We start from the raw sequence: 24056 nt of genomic DNA, 5'->3' as shown, positions 1-24056 counted from the left end.
AAAAAGTTTCGCAATGAAGCGAAACTTTATAGTGATTATTTTTCGATGATCTTAATTTGATCATTGTCGATATCAGCGATCAAGTCTTTAGCTTGCGGATGATCAAGTTTGTAGTCAGCAACTTTATCTTCAATTTCTTCTTGGATTGTTCGACGTAGTGGACGAGCACCCATAGCTGGGTCATAACCCTTATCAACTAATAATCCTTTAGCTTCATCTGTCACATCAATATGAAGGCCTTGGTCTTGGACCATTTGATTGGTATTAGCAAGCATCAAATCGACAATCTTGAGTAAATCATCTTTTTCAAGAGCATTGAATTCAACAATATCATCCAGACGGTTTAAGAATTCTGGTTTAAAGTATTGACTCATAACTCTCTTGAACTGTTCTTGATGACTATTTTCAGCTGCAAATCCAACGCTAGTCTCTTTAATTCCTTGACCTGCGTTAGAGGTCATAATGATGATAGTATCTTTAAATGAAACAGTTCTACCTTGCGAATCGGTCAAACGACCATCATCAAGAATTTGCAAGAAGAGGTGAAGAACATCTGGATGAGCTTTTTCAATTTCATCAAACAAAATCAAGCTATATGGGTTGTGACGCACTCTTTCTGTTAATTGTCCAGCTTCTTCATATCCTACATAACCAGGAGCAGAGCCGATTAACTTAGAAACTGAATATTGTTCCATGTATTCACTCATATCAAAGCGAATCATCGCATCTTCAGTACCAAAAATTTGTTTAGCAAGTTGTTTGGCAAGTTCAGTCTTACCCACACCAGTAGGTCCAACAAATAAGAAAGAGCCAATTGGACGACCTGACTTATTGAAACCAACACGGTTTCTTCTGATGGCACGAGCTACTGTTTCTACAGCGGCATTTTGACCGATGACATTATCTTTAAGATCACTAGATAGATTCTTTAATTGAGTTTCTTCTTGTTTTTGAAGATCGCCGACTGGAATATTAGTCTTTTCTTCAACAATCTTATCCATAATCTTAGAAGTAATTGTTGGCATTTTGTCAGGATCTACTTTTTGATCCTTTAATTTGTCATATTTTTCAATTTGATCACGATAGTAAGCTGCTTTTTCATAATCTTCATTTTGAAGAGCTTCTTGTTTTAATTTTTCCGCAGCATCCATACGCTCTTTTAATTTTTCACTATCGACATAAGGAATCGTTAAGTTCATACGTGAACCAGCTTCATCGAGTAAGTCAATAGCCTTATCTGGTAAGAAGCGATCTTGAATGTAACGTGAAGAAAGTTTAACCGCACTTTCAAGCGCATCATCAGTGTAGTGGACGTGGTGATAAGCTTCGTAACGTTTTTTGATTCCTTGCAAAATTTGGATTGTTTCTTGAATTGAAGGTTCTTTAACTTCCACTGGTTGGAAACGTCTTGCTAAAGCGGAGTCTTTTTCAATATTGCGATATTCCTTAATAGTAGTAGCTCCAATTAATTGTAATTCGCCCCGAGCTAAAGCTGGCTTGATGATATTACCAGCATCCATACCGCCTTCAGCGTTACCCGCACCAACAATTTCATGAATTTCGTCGATAAAGAGAATAATTCTAGGGTCTTTTTCTAACTCTTTAATTAATTGCTGCATTCTTTGTTCAAATTGGCCACGAATTCCAGTTCCTTGGACTAAAGAAACCATATTTAAAGAAATAATGCGCTTATCTTGCAATTTAGCCGGAACAGATCCATCGACAATTTGTTGGGCTAAACCTTCGGCTACGGCGGTTTTACCAACACCTGCTTCACCAATTAAAACTGGATTATTTTTAGTTCTTCTATTTAAAATTTCGATAACACGAGCAATTTCTTTATCGCGTCCGATTACTGGATCAATTTTACCTTTTTTAGCTAAGTCGGTTAAATCAGTTCCGTATTGGTCAAGTAAGGATTGGCGTCCGTTTCCACCGCCCATTCGACCGCCACCCATCTGCATTCTAGGATCTTGGTCATTAGGATTTTGATTTTTATTTTGATTATTTAATGCATTGAATAAATCATCAAAATTTCCAAAAAATTCGTTGTTCATATTATTGTTGTTTCCTTGTTCATTTTTAAGATCTTGATAACATTGCTGGCATAAAGATATTTCACGGTTTTGTCCATTTACGTTAGTATATAAGTGAATGGAGGCAGGCCGCTGATGACAATTTTGACATAACATTGTTATTTGCCGCCTTTCATTTATGTTCATATCAATTCACTATAAATTGTATTGTTAGCACTCATACTAGTCAAGTGCTAATTTGTATATATCATACTAGGATTACTTACTAAATGCAAGTGAATTGATAACTTAATTAATAGATTCATGATAAAATATTTAGGCATTAATTTTTTAATTCAGATTAAGAATAAAAAAGGATAGAAAAAATGTCACAAGAGTCAAAATATGAAGAGATATTAAATCAGTTAGCAGAAGGTAAGCTCGAAGAATATAAAGTTGAAGCAAAAGATGCTTTTGGTTTTCAAGCAGCACTAAGAAATTTTGGAAAAAGACAGGATATTACCGGAGTGGCACAAAGAGGTGGCTCAATTGTGTATAAACCCGTAAAAAATGAAAATTAGTCATTTATTTTAATGAAAACCATTACATTCATATTGTTTTAACTTTGAAAACATGATAATCTAGTAAGCGAATGGGTTTTAACTCCCGATTATTTTTGATTTTAAAGGAGATCCTAAAAAATGGAAAAACGTGAATTTCATATTATTGCTGAAACTGGTATTCATGCACGTCCAGCTACTTTGTTAGTTCAAACTGCATCTAAGTTTAACTCAGATATTAACTTGGAATACAATGGCAAGTCAGTTAACTTGAAGTCAATCATGGGTGTTATGTCACTTGGTGTTGGCCAAGGTGCTGATGTAGCTATTACTGCAGATGGTGATGATGCAAAAGAAGCTATCGACGCTATTGCAGATACTATGAAAAAGGAAGGCTTAGCTGAATAATGACGAAAACTTTACAAGGTATTGCAGCCAGTGATGGTATTGCCGTTGCACCAGCATATTTGCTAGTGGAACCTGACCTTTCGTTTTCGAAAACTTCAGTAAGCGATGTTGAGAGTGAAGTTGCCCGTTTCAAAAAGGCAGTTAACGAATCAACTTCTGAACTTGAACAAGTTCGCGACAAAGCTAAAGAAACATTAGGTGAGGATGAAGCACAAGTCTTCGATGCTCACCTTTTATTCTTAAGTGACCCAGAGTTTACTGGTGCTATCGAAACAGAAATTAAAGATCAAAAAATTAACGCCGAAGCTGCATTAGACGAAACCGCTCAAAAATTTATCACTATTTTTGAAGGTATGACTGATAATGCATATATGCAAGAAAGAGCTGCCGATGTGCGTGATGTTTCTAAGCGTATCATGGCTCACTTATTAGGCGTAAGTCTTCCTGACCCAGCTGCTATTGATCATGAAGTTGTTGTGATTGCTCATGACTTAACTCCAAGTGATACTGCTCAATTAAACAAGAAATACGTTAAAGGCTTTATCACTGATATTGGTGGTAGAACTGCTCACTCAGCTATTATGGCTCGTTCTCTTGAAATTCCAGCAGTAGTAGGTACTAATACTATTACTAAGGATGTTAAGAATGGTCAAATGGTTATTGCTGATGGTTTAGATGGTGTTGCTATTATCGACCCAACTGAAGAACAAGTTAAGCAATACACTGAAAAGGGCGAAGCATTTGCAAAGCAAAAAGCTGAATGGAAGAAATTAAAAGATGAACCATCAGTTACTGCAAATGGTAAGCACTATACTATTGCTGCCAACATTGGTACTCCTGATGATATGAAGGGTGTACTTGAAAATGGTGCTGAAGCAGTTGGTTTATACAGAACTGAATTCTTATACATGGATTCATCTGATTTCCCAAGTGAAGAAGACCAATTTGAAGCCTACAAGAAAGTTATCGAAGGTATGAACGGTAAACAAGTTATTATTAGAACTTGTGATATCGGTGGCGATAAGCACTTGGATTACTGGAATTTACCAGAAGAAATGAACCCATTCTTGGGTGTTCGTGCTATTCGTTTGTCAATCCAATACAAAGATATCTTTAGAACTCAATTGAGAGCTTTACTTCGTGCTTCTGCATACGGTAGTTTAGGCATCATGTTCCCAATGATCGGTACTTTAGATGAATTACGCGAAGCTAAGAAGATCTTGAAGGAAGAAAAAGATAAATTACTCGCAGATGGTGTAAAGATCGGTGATAATTTACAAGTTGGTATGATGATCGAAGTTCCTGCAGCTGCAGTTTTAGCTGATCAATTTGCTAAAGAAGTTGATTTCTTCTCAATCGGAACTAACGATTTGATTCAATACACTATGGCTGCTGATCGTGGTAACGATAACGTTTCTTACCTCTACCAACCATATAACCCTTCAGTATTGCGTTTGATTAAACATACTATCGATGGTGCTCATGAAAATGGTATTTGGTGTGGTATGTGTGGTGAAGCTGCCGGTGATAACATTATGTTCCCAATTTTACTTTCAATGGGACTTGATGAATATTCAATGAGTGCAACTTCTATCTTACGTATTAGAAGTTTGATGAAACAAATTAATACTGAGGACATTAAAGAATTAGCTAATAAAGCTTGCTACGTTTCTGAAACTTATGAAGAAAATGAAAAATTAGTTCAAGAAACTATGAAAAAACTTGGTATTAACTACTAATATAACTTATTAAGGAAAGTACATATCTATATACTTTCCTTTTTTTATTCCTATTTTTAATATTTATTAAAAAAACAGAGCGTATCTTCACATATAATTCACTCATTAGTGGTACAGTATAGCTGTAAGGTTGATAAGTTGATTTTTATTATAGGTTACTTAAGAGAATTAGTAACTCAGCTATTTATATAATTTATATATAGCTTTTTGTAGTCTTTACTGCACAAAGGAGTGTAGATTAATGGTTAATTTATATACATCACCTAGCTGTACATCATGTCGTAAGGCAAAAGCATGGTTAAAGGAACATGATATTCCTTTCAAAGAAAGAAATATTTTTGCTAAACCTCTTTCAAAAGATGAAATCATGCAAATCTTGCGGATGACCGAAAATGGGACTGAAGAAATAATATCTACTCGTTCTCGCTCGTTTAAGAGCCTGAGAATTGATTTAGATGACTTATCAATTGATAAGTTGATCGATTTAGTCGAAAAGAATCCTAGTCTTTTACGTCGTCCAATTATTATGGATGACCGCCGTCTTCAAGTGGGCTATAACGAAGACGAGATTAGAAGATTCTTACCGAGAAAGGTTCGTCGCTTAGAGCTTGAAGAAGCTCAAGCAATGATCAGCTTCTAAATTTCTTAAATTATTTTAAAAGGCGATAGCTATTTTGCTATCGCTTTTGTTTGTTCGTCAAAATAGGTTACAATAGAAAAAATGATATTAATAGGGGTGAGTAGAGTGCAAGTACATAGAATTAGTAAAAATACAATTCAAGTTAATATGGATACCGCTGAATTGAAAGAAAGAGGTATAACAATGCTTGATTTGCTTGGCAATAAAAGTCAAATTCAAAACTTCTTTTACCAAATTCTCAAAGAAGTTGATACTGATCATACCTTTGCAAAAGATGATCCTGTAACTTTTCAAGTTATGCCAAGTAGTAGCGGCTTAGAGCTCTTAATCACTAAGGTAACCGATAAAAATGATGAAGAGGATAATCCTACCAATCAAGAATTAAAACAGCTCTTAGAAGGTTTAACGGGCGTTAGCAGCGATGCTTCTTCTTCACGTCAAACTGAAATAAGTGAAGATAGTGACGATCTTAATCATCGTATTTATGAAATTGAAGGAATTGATGCAACTGTGGGCTTAGCAGAAAGCTTGCAAGTTGAAGGCTTAGCATCTAGCTTATACACTTTTAGACATCATTATTTCTTAGATTTGGCATTTTTAGATGATAACTATATCGAAATGAAGCCAACTGATGCCTGGGCAATTGCGAATGAATTTGGTACATCGATACCTCTTAAAAAATTCGAAAAGATAAAATCACAAGCCAAACGACTAATTACTCAAGATGCTCTAGGCAACTTAAGAAGATATTTTGTTAAAGCTTAAAAAGACGGATAAAATCCGTCTTTTTTTGTGTAATAAATAATGGGTGCAAAAATTGTATGCAGCATTATTAAAACAAAATTTGGTATTAGCAGTTAGCGAGGCGAATTTAGTTTATCAAAGACAAAAAAGATTAAACGAGGATAATTATCGCTGTCCATCTTGTAATCATCGAGTGATGTTAGTAATTTCTCAACAAAAAATGCCTTTTTTCAAGCACATTCATTTAATTACTGGTCAAGGAGAAAAAGATGAACATCAGCGAAGCAAAAACTTGCTTTGTAGTGCCTTGGTAGCTAACGGCTTTCCAGCTCAAGTCGAAATTGCTTTAGCAAATCAGCAGCTAAGAGCAGACATTTTGGTTAATTCAAAATTGGCTTTTGAAATTCAGTGTGCGCCGTTAAGCGATGAAGAGTATGAGCATCGTCATCATTTATATCAGCAAATCAAGATTAAGGATATCTGGCTAGTTGGCAAGAGACACTATTTAAAGGGAAAATTGAAAAAGACACAAAAAATGTTTTTTCGCTATTCTAAAGCGTGGAAATGGTACTATCTAGAAATTGATCCTCATAATTTAGAAATTAGATTAAAATATGATGTTCGCTTAGAAGCAATTAAACCGCGCGTTTCGTATTTACAAGAAAGATTTTCTTTGGATGAAAAAGGGATCAAAAACTTTTTTTCATTTAAACCCAATTTGAATCAGAGAAAGAGTATCTGTGATTATCACAAACAGTATTATTATTTGGCAAAACAATTAAAAGAAAAGACTAAATTGGGCTTGCAAGTAGGACAGCTTTTATATGAAAGAGGTAAAACGATAGACGATTTACCGTTAGAATTGTTTGTTAACTATCGAACGCCGCTGGAAAAAATTGCCATACTAAAATATTTGAAAGCATGACAAAAAAGAGATGCCATTAGGCATCTCTTTTAAATTACATGTAAACTACTATTCGTTCCATACTCTTTTTCATGAACTGGAGTATTTAAAGCAGCAGATACAGCTTCTTTAGTGACTTTCCCCTCAATCATAAAATTATTATCTACTTCATCATAATTATAGATAAAAGTGGTTGGGGTTGTTTCAACTTTGAACTGTTTAGCCAGCTGTAAATCTTTTTCCATTGAAAGTAAAGTATATTTAGTTTCTCTGGTTTTGATAAAACTTTCTTTTTTAACGTTTAAATCATCGAGAATCTGATCGACTAACTGTTTTGAATATGAATTATGATTATCATTAATTTCCGATTGCAATTTTAAGAGAAACTGTCTAGCTAATTTATTCCCTTTCATTAACTTGACAGCGTGATAGTCTTTAATTGCATTAAAGGTATTACGACTAATTCTGTTAAATAAATCAAGATCACAAGTTGGTAGCTTACGAGCCTTAATATCATTACGGATTGTAGTCATATTTGCCATCGGAATAAAATGATAGTCGACTTTTTTCTGAGAATCATCGATTGCATTGATGATAGCTTGTTCACTTTCATAGCAGTTAATGCCAATCGGATTCACAAAGAAGAAGATCTCGTACATCTTATTTCCTCCCATGTAAGTCCAAGAATAATCCATACATACTTTATCAGAAACGATCAAAAATGTTAAATGATTTGCTTACTTTGAGTGAGTATATGCTCTTTCAACTTTATTTTGATTAGTATTTTCATGTGTTGATTTGAAATTAAACTGTTTTTCTAACTCACCAAGTACTTTTTTGATTAAACTTGGATCATCATTTTCGATTTCAAGCTCAAAATCAACAAAGCCATCTTCATACTCGGTCATATCAAGTGTTAAATCACATTTATCAGGTCCATCGGCCATAATTCGGCGAGTTTTACTCCATGTTCTTAATTCTAGTGTATTAACAACTTGTTTATCAAAATGCTTGTTGAGATATTCACCAACATCGCCGCCAAAAGTAAAGTGTTCACCATCTTGAGCAGCGTGGACCATTTGCTCAGCTTGAGCTAAAGGAAGCAGATCATTAATTTCGATAACTTCATGGAATTTATCTTGCTTTGGATCTTTTTCTTTAGCCTTCAAAGTCTGTTCAGCATGTTCCACATAAACTCTGATTCGGACACTGGATTCATTATTTGCTAGATCTAAATTAGGAGTATCAAAATAAAAGTTTTGCTGAATATATTCTGATTTCTTGGTAAATGCGTTTACCATCTTCTCGTATGTATCTTGGGTAAGTAGAGTTTTGGACTCAATTTCAATATTTTTTGTCATAATTTAACCTCCAATTTGAATTTGCTGTCTATCTATATGGTAGAATAATTTTGTTTGAAACGGAAAGGATATTACTGATGCAAGATTGGGATTTATTTCTTTGGCCCTATCAAGAAGCGGTTTCTGAGCTAAAAGTAAAATTTCGCTCATTACGTCAGAGCTTTTTGAATAAAGGCGAGCATTCACCGATAGAATTTGTAGTTGGTCGTGTTAAAACGGTTGATTCAATTAAAGAAAAAATGAAACGTCGAGTAATATCGCAAGATGTTATCGAGACTGATATGCAAGATATTGCCGGTATTCGAATAATGTGTCAGTTTGTTGATGATATTTATCGAGTAGTTGATCTGATTCACGAGCGTCAAGACATGCAAGTGGTAGAAGAAAGAGATTACATTCAAAATGCAAAACCATCAGGGTATCGATCATATCATATGGTAATTGAATATTCTGTCTTCTTGCCAGAAGGACCTAAAAAGATTATCGCTGAAATTCAGATTAGAACTTTAGCAATGAACTTTTGGGCTACAGTTGAGCATACGTTGAATTATAAATATAAAGGACAATATCCAGAAGATATATCTCAACGGTTAAAAACAACTGCTGAAGCAGCTTATAAACTGGATGAAGAGATGTCATCAATTAAAGATGAAGTCCAAGAAGCACAGCGGATTTTTACTAGAACAAAGGGAAAAGAACAATAATGAAAGTCGCAATTGTAGGTAACGACCGTATTGAGACTCAAGCGGTAGTTAAAAATTTAGAAAAATTATTGGCTAGTAGAAAGATTGAATTGGATCCAGAAAATCCGGATGTTGTATTAACAGTAGGTGGGGATGGAACTTTAATTTCAGCTTTTCATAAATACGTTAATTTGATTGATCAAATTAGATTTATTGGGATTCACACTGGACACTTGGGTTTTTATACTGATTGGCGAAATTTTGAGATTGGTAAATTAGTTGACAGTTTAACTAAAAAGCAACCTTCGAGTGCCTCTTATCCACTTTTAGAGTTAATTATTACTACGGGTAATGACGAAAAAAAGAAGCTACTTGCTTTAAACGAAGCAACTATTAAGAAAGTTTCTAAAACCTTGAAAGCAGATGTTTATATTCGTGATCAATTTTTTGAAAGCTTTAAAGGCGATGGACTTTGTGTATCTACTCCAACTGGGTCGACTGCTTATAGTAAGTCGTTAGGAGGAGCAGTGATTCACCCACGCTTAAAGGCTCTGCAAATGACAGAAATTGCTTCAATCAATAATCGGGTTTTTAGAACTTTATCTTCACCAATTGTTATTGCTCCAGATGAATGGATAACTATCAAACCAGAAACCGGCAATGATGATCACTATGTTGTTACTTATGATGGTTATGAATTTAATCACAAACATATCAAAAAGATCGAATATCGTATTTCGCAACATGTAATTAGGTTTGATAAGTATCAACATACTCATTTTTGGAATCGTGTTGAAGATGCCTTTATTGGACATGATCGGAAGGTATAATGCAGTATTTTAAGATGATTTTTGAAAACGAGACACCCCAGCAACTGGGGCGTTTTTTGTTAAAAAATGGTTTTTCTCACCGGGCAATAATCAATTGCCGTCATCATGGCGGGATGATGTTAGTTAACCATAAAAGACGATATAGTAAGTATTTACTTAAAAAGAATGACGAGGTCATTTTTATTTTGGGTAATGAAAAAGAAAATGAGTTTTTAAAACCAACTAATTTACCTGTTAATATCGTCAAAGAAGAAAAAGATTATTTAATTGTGAATAAGCCAGCAGGAGTGTTATCAATTCCATCACGGTATGAAGATGACAGTGCTCTGGTTAATCGCTTGCTTTATTATTTCAAAAGTCAAAATTTGACCACTAAACCGCATGTTATAACTCGCTTAGATAAAGATACGTCGGGCTTAGTTTTAATCGGGAAAAATTCTGTCGCTCATGATCGGTTTAGTAAATTGAATAAAGATCAATTAATAAAAAAATATCATGCGATTGTTCATGGCAATTTTGCAGAAAATGAACTAAGTGGAAAAATTGATCTGCCAATTGGCAAAAAAGATAGCACCGTTAAACGTTATATTGTACAGAGCGGTCAAAGGGCAATTACAGAGTATAAAGTTTTAGAGCAAGTCGATGGAGCAAGTTTAGTCCAATTGCGTTTACTTACAGGAAGAACGCACCAAATTCGCGTTCATATGCAAGCTTTACAGCATCCTTTGTTTGGAGATCCACTGTATGGAATTGATGATAACTTTATGCGACAAGCTTTGAACTGCTTTTTACTTGAATATCAAGATCCTTTTACTGATAAGAAAGTTAAAGTTGAAATTGAAGACCCGCTAGATATGAAACAGCTGTGGAAAAAATTGAGCCATTACGAATAATTAATAACTTGATAAATTTCTTTAGAATAATTGACATTTGAAAGCGGTTTACATACAATTAAGTTGAGTTTTATTTCTATCTTAATATAGAAAAGAGGAGTCTTTAATGTACTATTCAAATGGAAACTACGAAGCTTTTGCTGACACTCGCAAACCGGCTGGAGTAGATAAAAAATCTGCTTATATTGTTGGGAGTGGATTAGCTGGCTTAGCTGCTGCTGTATTTTTGATTCGAGACGCTAAGATGAAAGGTGAGAAGATTCATATCTTAGAAGAATTGCCTGTTGCAGGTGGTTCACTTGATGGAACTGATCGTCCAAATGCTGGTTTTGTAGTTCGCGGTGGTCGTGAGATGGAAAACCACTTTGAATGTTTATGGGATATGTATCGTTCAATTCCAAGTCTTGAAATACCAGGAGCATCATACTTAGACGAATATTATTGGCTTGATAAAGATGATCCTAACTCATCAAATTGTCGCTTAATTCATAATCGTGGAGATCGTTTGCCAAGTGATGGTAAATATCAATTGGACAAGCACGCTAATGAGATAGTTAAATTGATTTTGACTCCAGAAAGCGAAATTCAAGGTAAAACCATTGAAGAGTGGTTCTCACCTGAATTCTTTAATACTAACTTTTGGACGTATTGGTCAACAATGTTTGCCTTTGAAAAATGGCATTCATTAGCTGAAATGCGTCGCTACTGCATGCGGTTTATCCACCACATTGATGGGCTACCTGATTTTACTGCTTTAAAGTTTAATAAATATAACCAGTATGAATCAATGGTTAAGCCAGTTTTGAAGTATTTAAAGGATCATGGAGTTAAAATCGAATATGGCGTTCATGTTCAAAATGTCATCGTTGATAGCTCAGGTGATAAAAAGGTTGCTAAGAAGATCCTGATTGAAAAAGATGGTAAATCAAGTGAAATTAACTTAACTAGTGATGATATTGTATTTGTTACTAATGGTTCAATCACCGAAAGTTCAACTTATGGTAATCAAAATACTCCTGCTCCAATTACTCATGCAAAGGGAAGCTCATGGAAATTATGGGAGAATCTGGCAAAACAAGATCCAGCTTTTGGTCATCCAGAAGTATTTAGTGAAAATTTACCTGAACGCTCATGGTTTGTTTCTGCAACGACAACTTTAAAGGATAAGACTTTAGCACCATATTTTGAACGTTTAACTAAACGTTCACTTTATGATGGCAAGGTCAATACTGGTGGTATTGTAACAATTACGGACTCTAACTGGTGCTTGAGTTTTACTATTCATAGACAGCCACACTTTAAGTCTCAAAAACCTGACGAAACTGTTATTTGGATTTATGCATTATATTCAGATACTGAAGGTAATTATGTTCACAAGAAAGTGACCGAATGTACTGGTCAAGAAATTGCTCAAGAGCTTCTTTACCACCTAGGTGTACCAGACAGTGAGATTAAGAATTTGTCTTCTGAAAAATATATGAACACAGTTCCTGTTTACATGCCATATATCACTAGCTACTTTATGCCACGGCATGACGGAGATCGGCCTGCAGTTGTTCCAGAAGGTTCAAAGAACCTAGCCTTTATTGGTAACTTTGCAGAAAGCCCAACTCGTGATACGGTATTTACCACTGAATATTCAGTGAGAACTGCAATGGAAGCTGTTTATACGCTTTTAAATGTTGATCGTGGTGTTCCGGAAGTCTTTGATTCTGTATATGATATTCGACAACTGCTTAGAGCAATGTACTACATGTCAGATAAAAAGAAACTTGAGAATCAAGATGTAGCACTTCCAGAAAAACTAGCTATTAAAGCTGGTATGAAGAAGATTAAAGGAACGTGGCTTGAAGAATTGCTCCAAGAGGCAAACTTAATTTAGGATAATTTTTGTAACAATTTATTTGGACGGATGAAAAAATACCTATCGCGCTGCGATAGGTATTTTTGTTGTAAGTAAGGTTTTACATATTGGTAAATAACACTCTGGTTGCTTCTGGAGCTAAAATATCTTTTTGAATAGGAGTTAAAGTTCCGTCTTCATTATTGCGACGATATAAAGCAGCATTGCTAGTGTTTTGATTTGCACAAACTAGGTAATTTTGCTTAGGGTCCCAGTTAAAGTCTCTTGGGAATGATCCAAAAACAGAAATTCTTTGAACTAAATATAAATGACCGTCATTTAAAATCTTGAAGACTGCAATTGAATCATTTCCACGGTTAGTAACGTAGATAAATTTATTATCTTTAGAGATTAAAATTGCAGCAGCTCCATTATGTTCAGTGAAATCTTCAGGAATCGTTTTATAAGTTGCAATATTCTCAAATTCCCAACTATCTTCATTTAATTTGGCAACATTAATTTGGCTGGACAATTCACCCACAATAAACATAAACTTACCATCGTTGGAAAATACAATATGACGAGTGCCAAAGCCTTTTTCCATTTGATAGCGTGCTAAATGAACTAATTGATTGTCCTTCAAATCATAAAAATCAACCGCGTCAATCCCTAAGTCACAGGAAACCAAATGGCCACCCGGAGTTTCATCAAAAAAGTGAACATGAGCTGAGTCTTGTTCAGGACGCGGACCTGAGCCAGTATGCTTAGCACTTGTGATGAATTTAAGATGACCATCGTCATCATAGCTGAATACGCTTAAGGTAGCTAAGTGATAGTTTGCAGTGTAAATTAATTGTTTTGTAGTATCGATTCCAACATAGCAAGGAGCAGCTCCTTGATGTAGATAGGTATCAACTTTTTCATATTTACCAGATTCTTTATGAAAAGAGGCGATACCAGCTTGATCTGATTCTTCAGCAATTGAAAATAGTAACTTTTTTTCTGGATCAGCTGCAAAATAAGTTGGACGATCGATCTTTATAACATTTTTGACATCTTTTACTTCGGGAGCTTGAGAGTTTAGATCGATTTTTCCTTCATAGATCCCTTTAGATTCATGGCTAGTATACCCACCAAATAAAATATTCATAGATAACCTCCTCGGATATATAAGTTAAATCTTTTTTCTTAATCGATTAAAGTATAGCATAGTTCACTTACTAAAAATTATTTAGTCAAGGTTAGCTATTAAGGTGTTATTAATGATAAAATCTAGCTAAGGAGAATTTAAAATGAAATGGAAAGCTAAGATTCTAGAAGTTGGAAAGCAGGCAATTGATCCGCGTGAAAATATCATTATTATGTTTGGTGATAATGCAACTGATGAACTAAAAAACGTGTCTGTAATTCAAAAATTTGATACTGATCATTCACTCGATAATTTTGTTTTTGAAAAGGGCGACCAAATAAAAATTAATTCGCGCTTTTATGAAGCAATTGGTGTAGGTAGTTTGGTGACTACAGATATGAAAGATATGGGACACGCCACGCTGGTTTTCATTGATCAAACGCCACAAAAACTAATGAAGAATGCCATATACTTGCAAAAGATGGATGAAGAAAAGATTCCTAACTTTGTAAGTGGGGATGAAATTGAATATATTCATGGGAGCGAGATGAACTGATGGAAGATAAGAAGCATGAAAATCGGTATAGAGACAATATCTTTGTAAGATGGTTCTTAGATAATCGATTTAGCATCGTCTTATTAAATCTGTTACTTTTCTTTTTAATTATATTTGTCTTTAACAAAATTTCTTTTGTACTGAATCCCTTCTGGACCTTTTTTAATGCAATCTTACCACCAATTTTGGTGGCTGCGATTCAGTATTACTTAATGAATCCAGTCGTTGATTTTTTGGAGCGAAAATTTAAGGTTCCGCGTCTAGTAACGATCATTGTCTTGTTTGTTCTAGTTTTAGGATTATTGATCTGGATTATCAACTCACTTGTTCCAGTTGTTCAAAAACAAACCGAATCTCTGATCAAAAATTGGCCAGATTATTGGCGCGATGCCCAAAATTCTGTTAATCATTTACTTCATGATCCTCGTTTAAACAGCGTACGCAGCAATATTAATGATGCAGTTGCTGATGCTCAAAGTAAGATTTTTAAAAATGGTCAAGATAGTGTCAATTTAGCAATTAATAATTTGTCATCTGCTGTCAATGTTGTGACGATGATCTTTATGACATTGTTAACCGCACCATTTGTCTTATTTTTTATGTTGAAAGACGGGCATCGTTTAAATCCATATTTAACAAAATTTGCACCTAATAAATTAAAGCCATCTTTTGCTAGTTTGCTGCATGATATTAACTATGCACTATCTTCCTACATCAGAGGTCAAATTACTGTTGCCTTCTGGGTTGGAGTGATGTTTGCAATTGGGTATTCAATTATTGGTTTAAATTATGGCCTAACTTTGGCCGTTTTAGCTGGATTTTTGAATATGATCCCATATTTTGGTACTTTCATTTCAATGATTCCAGTTGTGATTTTGGCGATTATGGATTCTCCGTTTATGCTCTTTAAGGTAGCTATCGTCTTTATGATCGAGCAGACCATCGAAGGACGTGTAGTTTCACCACTAGTTATGGGGAATAAGATGAATATGAATCCAGTGACAACTATTTTGCTTTTGATCGGTGCAAGTGCTGTTTCTGGTTTGTGGGGAGTTATTTTTGCGATCCCAGTTTATGCTGTGATTAAAATTATTGTGACTAGAGTTTTCAATTATTATCGAACTATTTCACATCTGTATGAAGATGAATTTGAAAATGAGCCAGATAATGATGATAAAACACTCACTAAAGAGTAGAATTGTATTAGACAAATAAACGTGGTACTTGACCATTAACAGGTACTACGTTTTTTTACAAGGAGTTAATTTATGACTAATCATGTAGTATTATTTGAACCTTTAATGCCTGCCAATACTGGTAATATTGCTAGAACTTGTGCAGGAACAAATACAGTTTTAGATTTAATTGAGCCACTGGGTTTTCAAATTGACAATAAAAAAATGAAACGTGCTGGTTTAGATTATTGGGATAAAGTTGACCTTCGTCTGCATGACGACTTAGAAGCTTTTTTAAAAACTCTAGGACCGAATGATGAAATGTATTTGATTTCTAAGTTTTCTTCAAAAAATTACGCTCAAGTAGACTATACTGATCCTAAGAAAGATTATTATTTTGTGTTTGGTAAAGAAACTACTGGTTTACCGGAGACCTTTATGAGAGAATATTATGATCGCAATTTACGTATTCCGATGTCAGATAATATTCGTTGTTATAACTTATCTAATTCTGTTGCGATGGTTTTGCTGGAAGCTTTGCGTCAGCAAGGATTTCCTGGCTTAGAAACTAGCCATCATTATGAAAATGATAAGTTAAAAGATAACTACTATCGTCCTGGCAGATATGAAAGAAATTTAGGAGAATAATCATGGACTTTAAGAAAATGACCCCAATCATTGTTAGAAACTTTCACTATGATATTAACGAAGAACAAAAAGTGAAAAGTGATGTTACTGTTTCTATTCGTGAAGTTGTTCAAAATGATGAAAATGGAAAGCAAATGCCTGAAAGCGAGGAAGGTAAATATTTTGAAGTTGGAGTGCCATTTGCAGTTGCGCCAGCTCCGGGGATGTTTACTGTTTCGGGTTTAATTACTCAAGTGGTCCAATTAATTGGCTATTTTGGTAAGGGTGACGATTTAAACCCCACTGATTATCAATTGCTTTCTCGTCCGTTAGTTGAAGAAATTGAAACTTTAACTTACGAAATCACCCAAATCACCTTAGATCAACCAGTTAACTTAAACTTTAAGTCTAACTTTGATGAATTGTTGAAAAATAGAGATAAAGATAACAACAATGACGAAAATTAGGAAGGTTTGCTAATGCCTAAAAGAAAAAAGCGAAGCAAAAAAAGAAAGAGTACAAAAAAACAAAAGCAAGATATGTCCTGGGTAATCGCAGGGCTTATTTTGCTTTTGCTAGCAATTTTCTCATGCTTGCGTTTTGGAATTTTTAGTCGTCAGTTAATTAATTGTTTCCGATTTTTTGTAGGAGACAGTCATTACTTAGCGTCTGTTTTGACTGGGATCTTTGGCTTAGTGATGGTAATTTATAACCAACCACCGCACTTAGGCTGGAAAAAAGTATCAGGTTTAGTATTAAGTTATTTTGGGTTAGCTTTATGGCAGAGCAGCACTTATTATTCTAATATGATGATTAACCATGGCTTTGTGGATAGCTTTCTGACTACTATTGGAGCTGAATTTAGCCGTGGCCAAAATACTGGTTCAATTGGTGGAGGAATCTTAGGAACTGCATTATATCAATTGGTTTTTCCATTATTTAGCAATGTTGGTGCTCGATTTTTGGCAATAGTTGCTATCATCATTGGAATTGCCATGATTTTAAATATTAAGTTTAAAGACGTGGTTGAAAAGTTTCGGAATTTTTCTCAATTGTTTATTGAAAAAAACAAAGATGCAGGTGATGCATTAAAGACTAAATATACTGATTTAGTTGAAAAGCATGCTGAAAAAAAAGCCTCAAATCGTGAAAGATTGACTGACCCCTTAGAAAAAAGCGAGGATCCCTTTCCAAATACTGATGATTTTTCTACGCGGGCAACTGAGAATGTCAAGCAATCAACTCCTGCACCAACTACAGCTGAGCCAGAAGATGATGTTGAATATACTGCAATTCCAATTCAGGAAAGTACGCCAGCTGTTGAAGATGATCCAGCAGATTTAGAACCTAAAGTTGAAGTTAGTCATTCAAAAGAAAGTGAAGATTTACCGAAGTCTCACTCTTTTTCTGATGATGACAATAAAATTAGGCAAGAGCTTTCTAACGTCGATCACGGAGATTTAGAAAGCAAGATGACTTCTACTGCTAAAAATAAGCATTATGTCAAGCCACCAATGAATTTGCTTAATCCAATTAAGCCTGTGGATCAAAGTCAAGATCGTCAATTAATTCAAAAAAACACCCAAGTCTTGGAATCGACATTTAATAGTTTTGGTGTCAAAGTAAATGTGAAAAAGGCTGTACTTGGTCCAACTGTTACACGTTATGAAGTACAACCAGCTGTGGGAGTTAAGGTAAGTCGTATTGTTAACTTGGCCGATGACTTAGCACTAGCATTGGCAGCCAAAGATATTCGTATTGAAGCTCCAATTCCTGGTAAGCCATTGATTGGAATTGAAGTACCGAATAAGACAACATCTGCGGTTTCTTTTAAAGATGTAATGCTTCATCAAGACACTAAATCTAAAAGTCAAGATTTGGCAGTTCCTTTGGGCAAAGACGTTACAGGCACGACTATTTCTGCGGATCTCAGAAAAATGCCGCACTTGTTAATTGCTGGATCAACAGGCTCTGGTAAATCAGTAGCGATTAACACGATCATTACTTCCATTTTAATGAAGTCAGATCCTCAAGAAGTTAAATTAGTATTGATCGACCCTAAGATGGTGGAATTATCTGTTTATAATGGCGTTCCTCATTTGTTAATCCCCGTAGTGACTGATGCGAAACTCGCTGCAAATGCCTTGCGTAAAGCTGTTAAAGAAATGGAAAGACGTTATAAGTTATTTGCAGCTTCAAGTGTCAGAAACATTACTGAATTTAACCAAAAAGTTGATGAAAACAATGCTGATAAGTCAAAACCAGTTATGGAAAGATTACCATATGTGGTGGTAATTGTTGATGAGCTGAGTGATTTGATGATGGTTGCCGGCCATGATGTTGAAGATGCGATTGTTCGTTTAGCTCAGATGGCTCGTGCTGCAGGGATTCATATGATTTTAGCAACTCAAAGACCAAGTGTTGATGTTATTACTGGTTTGATTAAGGCCAACGTACCTTCACGAATTTCCTTCGCAGTTTCTAGTGGTGTAGACTCGAGAACTATTTTAGATCAAGTAGGTGCAGAAAAACTTCTAGGACGTGGAGATATGCTTTTCTTGCCAATTGGTGCAGCAAAACCTGAGCGTATTCAAGGTGCATATATCTCAGTTGATGAGGTTGAAAAAGTTGTTGATTGGGTAAAACAGCAGCAAGAAGCCGATTATAACGAAGATATGATTCCTTCAGCTCAGGATACAAGTGCTTCTAATGCTATTGATGAGGAGCCGGATGATGAATTTTATGATCAAGCAGTTGCTTTAGTTAGAAAACAGCAATCTGCGAGTGTCTCAATGCTGCAACGCCGCTTTAGAATTGGTTATAATAGAGCTGCAAGAATTGTGGATGAAATGGAAGCAAAAGGAATTGTCGGTCCTTCTGAAGGTTCAAAGCCGAGACAAGTTTTAGTACCTCCAGAAAAACAAGGAGAAAATAATGGCTAATATTCAAATTGAGCACAATTTAAAATTTACAACAGCCACTTTTGGCTGTTTTTTACGTATGCCTCTAAATAAGAAAAACTTAGCGTATGCGAATATTTTAGCGGCTATGCAAAACATGGCTAGTACACCTTATCCGGGCGTTAGTTTACAAGCCAAGACTTTAGAAGAACTATATGATATGCAGTTAACTGTAGTGCCCGAGGTATTTGGTAGTCAGATTTTAATGTTTTATGTCACAAGTTTTGTTGAGCCACGTGAGGTTTTAGATCCGGATTATAATTATCGAACAATTGTTAGGACCTATTTTGATATTATTAAAAATCCTTTATTAGCTGATCCATTGCTTCATGCTGCCAAAGAGAGAATTATTGCCGAAAAGAAACAGTTCTTAGATGTTCCAGAAAATTATGCTTATGAAAAATTTTTCAATTATTGGTATCGCAAAACTCCTGATTGGCAAAATAGTACTTTTGGAGATCCAGAGACTTTAAAGAATTGCAGCTTGACAGATATTAAAGAGTTTGTTCACAAATTATTATCCTGTCCTACAGTATGCGTAGGTATTGCTCAAGATCCGGATTTATTGACAGATTTAGTGCAGCCAGAACTAGATTGGGCAGGATGCTCAGCTCCTTTTGAAACAAAAAATCTTTCAATTCCGGCCCACTATGCTCCGATAGAAGAAATTCAGCAAAAAAATAGTGAACAAACTCAACTGTTATTAGGTTATGGCTATGATTATCAATTACCATTAAAAATCCGTCAGTTTTCAGGATTAGTTTTTAGTAATTATTTAGCTGGTGATGAATCTTCAAAATTATTTGTTAATGTTCGAGAAAAATTAGGCGCAGCTTATGCAATTGATGCCGCCAATTATTTGAACAATTCATTATTTTTAATAAATGCCGGTATTGAAAAGTCAAAAGTTGAAGCAGTCAAAAAAGAGATTGAAGAGCAAGTTAAGCTGGTCAGTCAAAATAAAGTTGACGAGCAACTTTTTAAGAAAGCTAAGCAAAAGACCAAAAAAATTTATGTTGTCGGGCAAGATAGTCCTGATAGACAGATTTTATTGCTGTTGTCCAATGCACTTAAAGGTCAAGAAGTTAGTTTGAAAGATCGAATAACAATGGTTGATAAACTAACAGTGCAAAACATGGTTGAATTCAGTCAGGCACTCTTTTTAAATGAAAGCTATTGTTTAGAATGAAAAAATTAGAAGTAATCAAAAAAACATTTAAATCAGGTTTTGAGGCGCAAATTATCCGAAAACCATATTTCAAAAAGAAATTTATGGGAATCATTGTTGATTTTGGCGGCTCTGATGATCAAAAATTGTGTGGAGGCGCGCACTTTTTAGAGCATAAATTGTTTGCAAAAAAAGATGGTGATATCTCTTTAAAACTTGATGAATTAGGGTGTGAAAGTAATGCTTTCACGACATATAACGAGACAATGTTCTATGCAAGTTTTGTCGATCACTGGTCTAAAGTTTTGGAACTACTCTTTGAATTAGCGGGGACTACTTACTTTACTGAAGACAATGTTAATAAAGAAAAAAATATTATTAATCAAGAATTGGCAATGTATCAAGATGATCCAGAATGGAAAGTTAATCATTCTTTATTAACACGTATGTTTCCTAAAACGAATTTGGCACAAGATCTTACTGGAACACATGCTTCGATTGACCAAATGGATAGTGAAACATTGCTTGAGATCTATAAGAATCACTATTATGCTCAAAACTTGTCTTTGGTAGCTTGTGGCGATTTCTCTGATTATCAAGTTAAGAAGATGTTTACGCAAATTAACAAATTACAAGCTAAATATTTTACAAGCCAAAAAAAGCCAAAAGAAGTAATAAAGAAAGTGTATCCAAGAAAAGAAATGCATCAAGTCATAAATGATGATGTGTCAATTAGTCAAGTAGGCTTGGGCATACGTATGCCAGAATTTGAAAAATTTGGTTTTTCAGATTTGGATGCACAAATTTTGTTAGAAATGATGCTTGCAAGTTGTTTTAGTTCAAGTAGTAGCTGGTTTGAATTGGAACAAAAAGCTGATATTTTACATTCACCACTTGCCTATAGTGTAACTTACACTAGACAGGGTAATTTTATTATTATGAATGGAGTTTCTAATCAGCCCGAGAACTTACTAGCTGATATAAAGAAAGAATTAACGAATATAGAAATTACCGAGAAAGAATTTGAGAGGCAAAAAAAGCTGTTTTTAGCAAAGTATTTGCGCCAGTTAAATGATATTGATAGCGTTGCTATTGAACAAGCCGAACTTAATTTAGATCATGAATCAATGGATGAAGTATTTCAATTTTTGCAAACCTTAAGTTTTAGTGAATTTTACTTGTTTGTTAAAAGTATTATTAGACAAAGTGATATATTTACAACTATCCTAGAAAAAAATAAAAGAGATAAACAATGAAACGAGCATTAATATTTGGAGCAACCGGTGGTATTGGGCAAGCTATTGCAACTGACTTAGCTAAAGAGGGCTGGTCATTGTATTTACATTATGACAAACAAAAAAAGTTTGCTGAGCAAATGCAAGAAGAATTTAGTCATGCTTATCCGCAACAAGATTTTTTTACTTTGAAAGTATCATTTTTGGATTCTAGTGAGGTAATTAAAGATAAGCTGAACAATATTTTTCCAGTGAATGCTTTGATCTTTGCTCAAGGAATTACTGATTATAGCTTTTTAAAAGACCAAGATCCAGAAATGATTGATAAAATACTGAAAGTTAATTTGACTGCTCCAATCAAAATTGTTTCTTACTTAGAGGAGATGCTTTTAAACTATGATCATAGTCGCATCATCTTTTTAGGTTCAGTTTATGGTAAACAAGCAAGTGCTCTTGAAGCAGTTTACAGTGCATCTAAAGGTGGCTTGAGTGCTTTTTGTAAGGGCTATAGTCGTGAGGTTGCTTCTAGTCATTTGACAGTTAATGTGCTAGCTCCTGGTGCAGTTGATACACCGATGAATAAGATATTTAGTGATGATATTTTAGAGCAGGTAAAAAGTGAGATTCCTGCAGGCCGGCTGGCAAATGCAAGCGATGTTTCTTATTGGGTCAAGGCTCTTTTATCTAATCAGGCGGACTATTTAACGGGACAAACTATCTATATTGATGGCGGTTGGCTTGTTTAAGTACCATTGATTTTGGTATACTCATATTTGATTATGCAAAAAGTGAGAGGTTATTATGGCAGATATCGGAGATAAATTACGTAGTGCTAGAAAAGCAAAGGGTATGTCTATTGAAGATGTAGAAAAGATTACCAAGATTCAAAGACGCTACCTTACTGCTCTAGAAAATAATGATTTTGATCAATTACCAGGAGATTTCTACGTACGTGCATTTATTAAGCAATATGCGCAAGTAGTTGGATTGAATGGAAATGAATTATTAAATGATTTTCACTCAGAGGTTCCAGAATCCAAGCCTGAGGAATACGTAGAAAATTCTATCGATAATAAAAGTGAAGAAATAAGAAGAACCACTAGAAATAAAAAGGGTCTTTGGAAGGCTTATTTACCAAAAGCTGCAGCAGTAATCGGCGTATTTTTAGTAATTTTTGTTGTTTATTTAGTATATGCACACTTTTTTGCTCCAGGTTCAAATCAACAATCGGCAAATCAAGCAGATAATGTGACTGTTTCATCCTCATCTGAATCTTCTTCCTCAAAGAAAAAGAAGGCCCTTCGTAAGACCAAAACTTCTAAAGTTAGAATTGAAAAGCTTGGTGAAAACAGATATCGCGTTCTTGACTTCAAGAAAGCAAGCGATCGTGATTTGAAACTTGAAACTGGTGCGACATCCACTTGGGCACAAGTAACTGTTGATGGCCAAGTTAGATGGTCAGGAACTTTACAAGCTAATAGTGAACACAGAATTACCTTGAGCAGGGATGTTAAGAATGTCCATGTAAACTTCGGTAATAGTGTGTCAACTAAGTTGACTTTAGCAGGTAAAAAAGTTCAAGTACACAATGCTAATAATCCAAATGTTCCATTGAGCGTCAGCTTTGTTTTCGGCGCTCTCAAGCAAACAAGTACTACAAATAATCCTACTGTAAATACTAATACTCAAACTAATAATTACTCAGCAAATACCACTAATAGCGCTAATACTAATAGCCAAGTTAATACTCAATCAAGCCAAAATAGAACTAGTCAAACACAAAGCACTCAGCGCCCAGTTCAAAGCCAAACTCAAAATACACAGACTAATACTAATCAAAATAGCGCTGCAAATAATCAAGCTTCATCTAATCAAACGCAGTCTACTAATACACAATCTAGTGCTAACAGCGGTGCGCAAAACAATGGAGGTCAAAGTAGATAATAATGAATTTGCCAAATAAATTAACCTGTTTTAGAATTCTTCTGATCCCAGTCTTCATGTTGATTGTTATCTTTGGGGGTAACTCTCATGTTGATGTGGCAGGCTTTACCATATATTGGAAATTAGTCAGTGCAGCTATTGTATTCGCAGTCGCATCTGCTACGGATTGGCTTGATGGACATATTGCAAGAGCTCGTAATTTAGTTACTAATTTTGGTAAATTTGCAGATCCTCTGGCAGATAAAATGTTGACCATGACTGCGTTTATTTTTTTAGTTCAATTAAAATTAGCCCCAGCTTGGGTTATTGCGATTATCGTCTGTCGTGAATTAGCTGTAACAGGTCTTAGATTAATTTTGGCAGAAAATAAGGGTCAAGTACTAGCAGCAAAAATGCCCGGGAAAATAAAAACTACCTGCCAAATGCTATCAATTATCTTTTTATTGATTGGCGACATTTACTATATTGGTACGATTTTATTATATTTAGCACTTATTTTTACTATCTATTCAGGTTACGATTACTTCAAGCAAAGTGGCGGTGTATTTAAAGGATCTATGTAATTAATAAAAGAAGCGATTGCTTCTTTTATTTTTTTATTTTAAAAATAAAAAGTACTAGTTTTAGAGTAATTAAGAGTGT

At 34.8% G+C, this 24056-nt stretch carries 24 protein-coding genes; 20 read left to right on the top strand and 4 right to left on the bottom strand.

The annotated features are described in order from the left end of the window. Nucleotides 1–35: 35 nt before the first annotated feature. Nucleotides 36–2192, bottom strand: coding sequence for an ATP-dependent Clp protease ATP-binding subunit (locus tag Q0Y70_RS04455; RefSeq protein ID WP_297817276.1), 2157 nt, complete (start codon nucleotides 2190–2192; stop codon nucleotides 36–38). Nucleotides 2193–2401: 209 nt separating this feature from the next. Between Q0Y70_RS04455 and Q0Y70_RS04450 the strand changes: the two genes are divergently transcribed. The 6 genes from Q0Y70_RS04450 (at nucleotide 2402) to Q0Y70_RS04425 (ending at nucleotide 7031) form a co-directional block, all read left to right on the top strand. After that, entirely contained in the window at nucleotides 2402–2596 is a 195-nt protein-coding gene (locus Q0Y70_RS04450) for a hypothetical protein (protein WP_297817272.1), read from the top strand. A gap of 120 nt (nucleotides 2597–2716) precedes the next feature. Next, nucleotides 2717–2983 carry a phosphocarrier protein HPr gene (locus Q0Y70_RS04445; protein WP_297817269.1) on the top strand — a complete coding sequence of 89 codons (267 nt, stop codon included), beginning with the start codon at nucleotides 2717–2719 and terminating at the stop codon, nucleotides 2981–2983. Next, on the top strand, nucleotides 2983–4722 hold the full coding sequence (ptsP, locus tag Q0Y70_RS04440) for a phosphoenolpyruvate--protein phosphotransferase (protein WP_297817266.1): 1740 nt from the start codon (nucleotides 2983–2985) through the stop codon (nucleotides 4720–4722). Before Q0Y70_RS04445 ends, ptsP begins: the two co-directional genes overlap by 1 nt. A 241-nt stretch (nucleotides 4723–4963) precedes the next feature. Continuing rightward, complete coding sequence (gene spx, locus Q0Y70_RS04435) at nucleotides 4964–5362, top strand: transcriptional regulator Spx (RefSeq protein ID WP_297817263.1); 399 nt, start codon at nucleotides 4964–4966, stop codon at nucleotides 5360–5362. A gap of 105 nt (nucleotides 5363–5467) precedes the next feature. Next, on the top strand, nucleotides 5468–6127 hold the full coding sequence (locus Q0Y70_RS04430) for an adaptor protein MecA (protein WP_297817260.1): 660 nt from the start codon (nucleotides 5468–5470) through the stop codon (nucleotides 6125–6127). A gap of 52 nt (nucleotides 6128–6179) precedes the next feature. Continuing rightward, complete coding sequence (locus Q0Y70_RS04425) at nucleotides 6180–7031, top strand: competence protein CoiA (protein ID WP_297817257.1); 852 nt, start codon at nucleotides 6180–6182, stop codon at nucleotides 7029–7031. A 29-nt stretch (nucleotides 7032–7060) separates the two neighbouring features. Here the strand turns inward: Q0Y70_RS04425 and Q0Y70_RS04420 are convergent, their stop codons facing one another. Together Q0Y70_RS04420 and Q0Y70_RS04415 are read right to left on the bottom strand one after the other, a co-directional pair. After that, nucleotides 7061–7669 (bottom strand): DsbA family protein, encoded by a 609-nt coding sequence (locus Q0Y70_RS04420; protein WP_297817254.1) that lies wholly within the window; start codon nucleotides 7667–7669, stop codon nucleotides 7061–7063. Between the two features lie 78 nt (nucleotides 7670–7747). Beyond that, the gene (locus tag Q0Y70_RS04415) at nucleotides 7748–8371 is read right to left on the bottom strand and encodes a CYTH domain-containing protein (RefSeq protein WP_297817251.1); all 624 of its coding nucleotides are present in this window, start codon (nucleotides 8369–8371) and stop codon (nucleotides 7748–7750) included. A gap of 77 nt (nucleotides 8372–8448) precedes the next feature. Between Q0Y70_RS04415 and Q0Y70_RS04410 the strand changes: the two genes are divergently transcribed. From Q0Y70_RS04410 to Q0Y70_RS04395, 4 genes are all read left to right on the top strand, one after another. After that, nucleotides 8449–9075: a GTP pyrophosphokinase family protein gene (locus Q0Y70_RS04410; protein WP_297817248.1), complete on the top strand. Its 627-nt coding sequence runs from the start codon at nucleotides 8449–8451 to the stop codon at nucleotides 9073–9075. Continuing rightward, a complete protein-coding gene (locus Q0Y70_RS04405; protein WP_297817245.1) occupies nucleotides 9075–9884 on the top strand; it encodes an NAD kinase in 810 nt (269 codons plus the stop codon). The genes Q0Y70_RS04410 and Q0Y70_RS04405 overlap by 1 nt, the downstream gene beginning before the upstream one ends. Further along, complete coding sequence (locus Q0Y70_RS04400) at nucleotides 9884–10777, top strand: RluA family pseudouridine synthase (RefSeq protein ID WP_297817241.1); 894 nt, start codon at nucleotides 9884–9886, stop codon at nucleotides 10775–10777. The genes Q0Y70_RS04405 and Q0Y70_RS04400 overlap by 1 nt, the downstream gene beginning before the upstream one ends. Before the next feature lie 106 nt (nucleotides 10778–10883). After that, entirely contained in the window at nucleotides 10884–12659 is a 1776-nt protein-coding gene (locus Q0Y70_RS04395; protein ID WP_297817238.1) for an oleate hydratase, read from the top strand. A gap of 82 nt (nucleotides 12660–12741) precedes the next feature. Here Q0Y70_RS04395 and Q0Y70_RS04390 read toward each other — a convergent pair whose 3' ends face one another. Next, nucleotides 12742–13770: a lactonase family protein gene (locus tag Q0Y70_RS04390; protein ID WP_297817235.1), complete on the bottom strand. Its 1029-nt coding sequence runs from the start codon at nucleotides 13768–13770 to the stop codon at nucleotides 12742–12744. A 142-nt stretch (nucleotides 13771–13912) separates the two neighbouring features. Between Q0Y70_RS04390 and Q0Y70_RS04385 the strand changes: the two genes are divergently transcribed. The 10 genes from Q0Y70_RS04385 (at nucleotide 13913) to pgsA (ending at nucleotide 23977) form a co-directional block, all read left to right on the top strand. Then, nucleotides 13913–14305, top strand: a complete 393-nt coding sequence (locus Q0Y70_RS04385) for a PTS glucitol/sorbitol transporter subunit IIA (RefSeq protein WP_297817232.1) — start codon at nucleotides 13913–13915, stop codon at nucleotides 14303–14305. Next, the gene (locus Q0Y70_RS04380; RefSeq protein WP_297817229.1) at nucleotides 14305–15501 is read left to right on the top strand and encodes an AI-2E family transporter; all 1197 of its coding nucleotides are present in this window, start codon (nucleotides 14305–14307) and stop codon (nucleotides 15499–15501) included. The genes Q0Y70_RS04385 and Q0Y70_RS04380 overlap by 1 nt, the downstream gene beginning before the upstream one ends. Nucleotides 15502–15573: 72 nt before the next feature. After that, the gene (locus Q0Y70_RS04375) at nucleotides 15574–16128 is read left to right on the top strand and encodes a tRNA (cytidine(34)-2'-O)-methyltransferase (RefSeq protein WP_297817227.1); all 555 of its coding nucleotides are present in this window, start codon (nucleotides 15574–15576) and stop codon (nucleotides 16126–16128) included. A gap of 2 nt (nucleotides 16129–16130) precedes the next feature. Next, nucleotides 16131–16574, top strand: coding sequence for a DUF1149 family protein (locus Q0Y70_RS04370; protein WP_297817224.1), 444 nt, complete (start codon nucleotides 16131–16133; stop codon nucleotides 16572–16574). Between the two features lie 12 nt (nucleotides 16575–16586). Further along, nucleotides 16587–19049, top strand: a complete 2463-nt coding sequence (locus Q0Y70_RS04365; protein ID WP_297817221.1) for a DNA translocase FtsK — start codon at nucleotides 16587–16589, stop codon at nucleotides 19047–19049. Continuing rightward, complete coding sequence (locus tag Q0Y70_RS04360; protein WP_297817218.1) at nucleotides 19042–20256, top strand: pitrilysin family protein; 1215 nt, start codon at nucleotides 19042–19044, stop codon at nucleotides 20254–20256. Before Q0Y70_RS04365 ends, Q0Y70_RS04360 begins: the two co-directional genes overlap by 8 nt. After that, nucleotides 20253–21491 (top strand): pitrilysin family protein, encoded by a 1239-nt coding sequence (locus Q0Y70_RS04355; RefSeq protein ID WP_297817216.1) that lies wholly within the window; start codon nucleotides 20253–20255, stop codon nucleotides 21489–21491. Before Q0Y70_RS04360 ends, Q0Y70_RS04355 begins: the two co-directional genes overlap by 4 nt. Beyond that, nucleotides 21488–22216: an elongation factor P 5-aminopentanone reductase gene (locus Q0Y70_RS04350; protein WP_297817212.1), complete on the top strand. Its 729-nt coding sequence runs from the start codon at nucleotides 21488–21490 to the stop codon at nucleotides 22214–22216. Before Q0Y70_RS04355 ends, Q0Y70_RS04350 begins: the two co-directional genes overlap by 4 nt. Before the next feature lie 55 nt (nucleotides 22217–22271). Continuing rightward, on the top strand, nucleotides 22272–23414 hold the full coding sequence (locus tag Q0Y70_RS04345) for a RodZ domain-containing protein (protein WP_297817209.1): 1143 nt from the start codon (nucleotides 22272–22274) through the stop codon (nucleotides 23412–23414). Nucleotides 23415–23416: 2 nt separating this feature from the next. Then, on the top strand, nucleotides 23417–23977 hold the full coding sequence (pgsA, locus tag Q0Y70_RS04340) for a CDP-diacylglycerol--glycerol-3-phosphate 3-phosphatidyltransferase (RefSeq protein ID WP_297817206.1): 561 nt from the start codon (nucleotides 23417–23419) through the stop codon (nucleotides 23975–23977). Nucleotides 23978–24056 lie beyond the last annotated feature (79 nt).

This window comes from uncultured Lactobacillus sp. (assembly GCF_947367085.1).
Classification (GTDB): Bacteria; Bacillota; Bacilli; order Lactobacillales; family Lactobacillaceae; genus Lactobacillus.
Note: the sequence above shows the minus strand (reverse complement) of the source record. Positions and strands in the feature narration are given on the sequence as shown.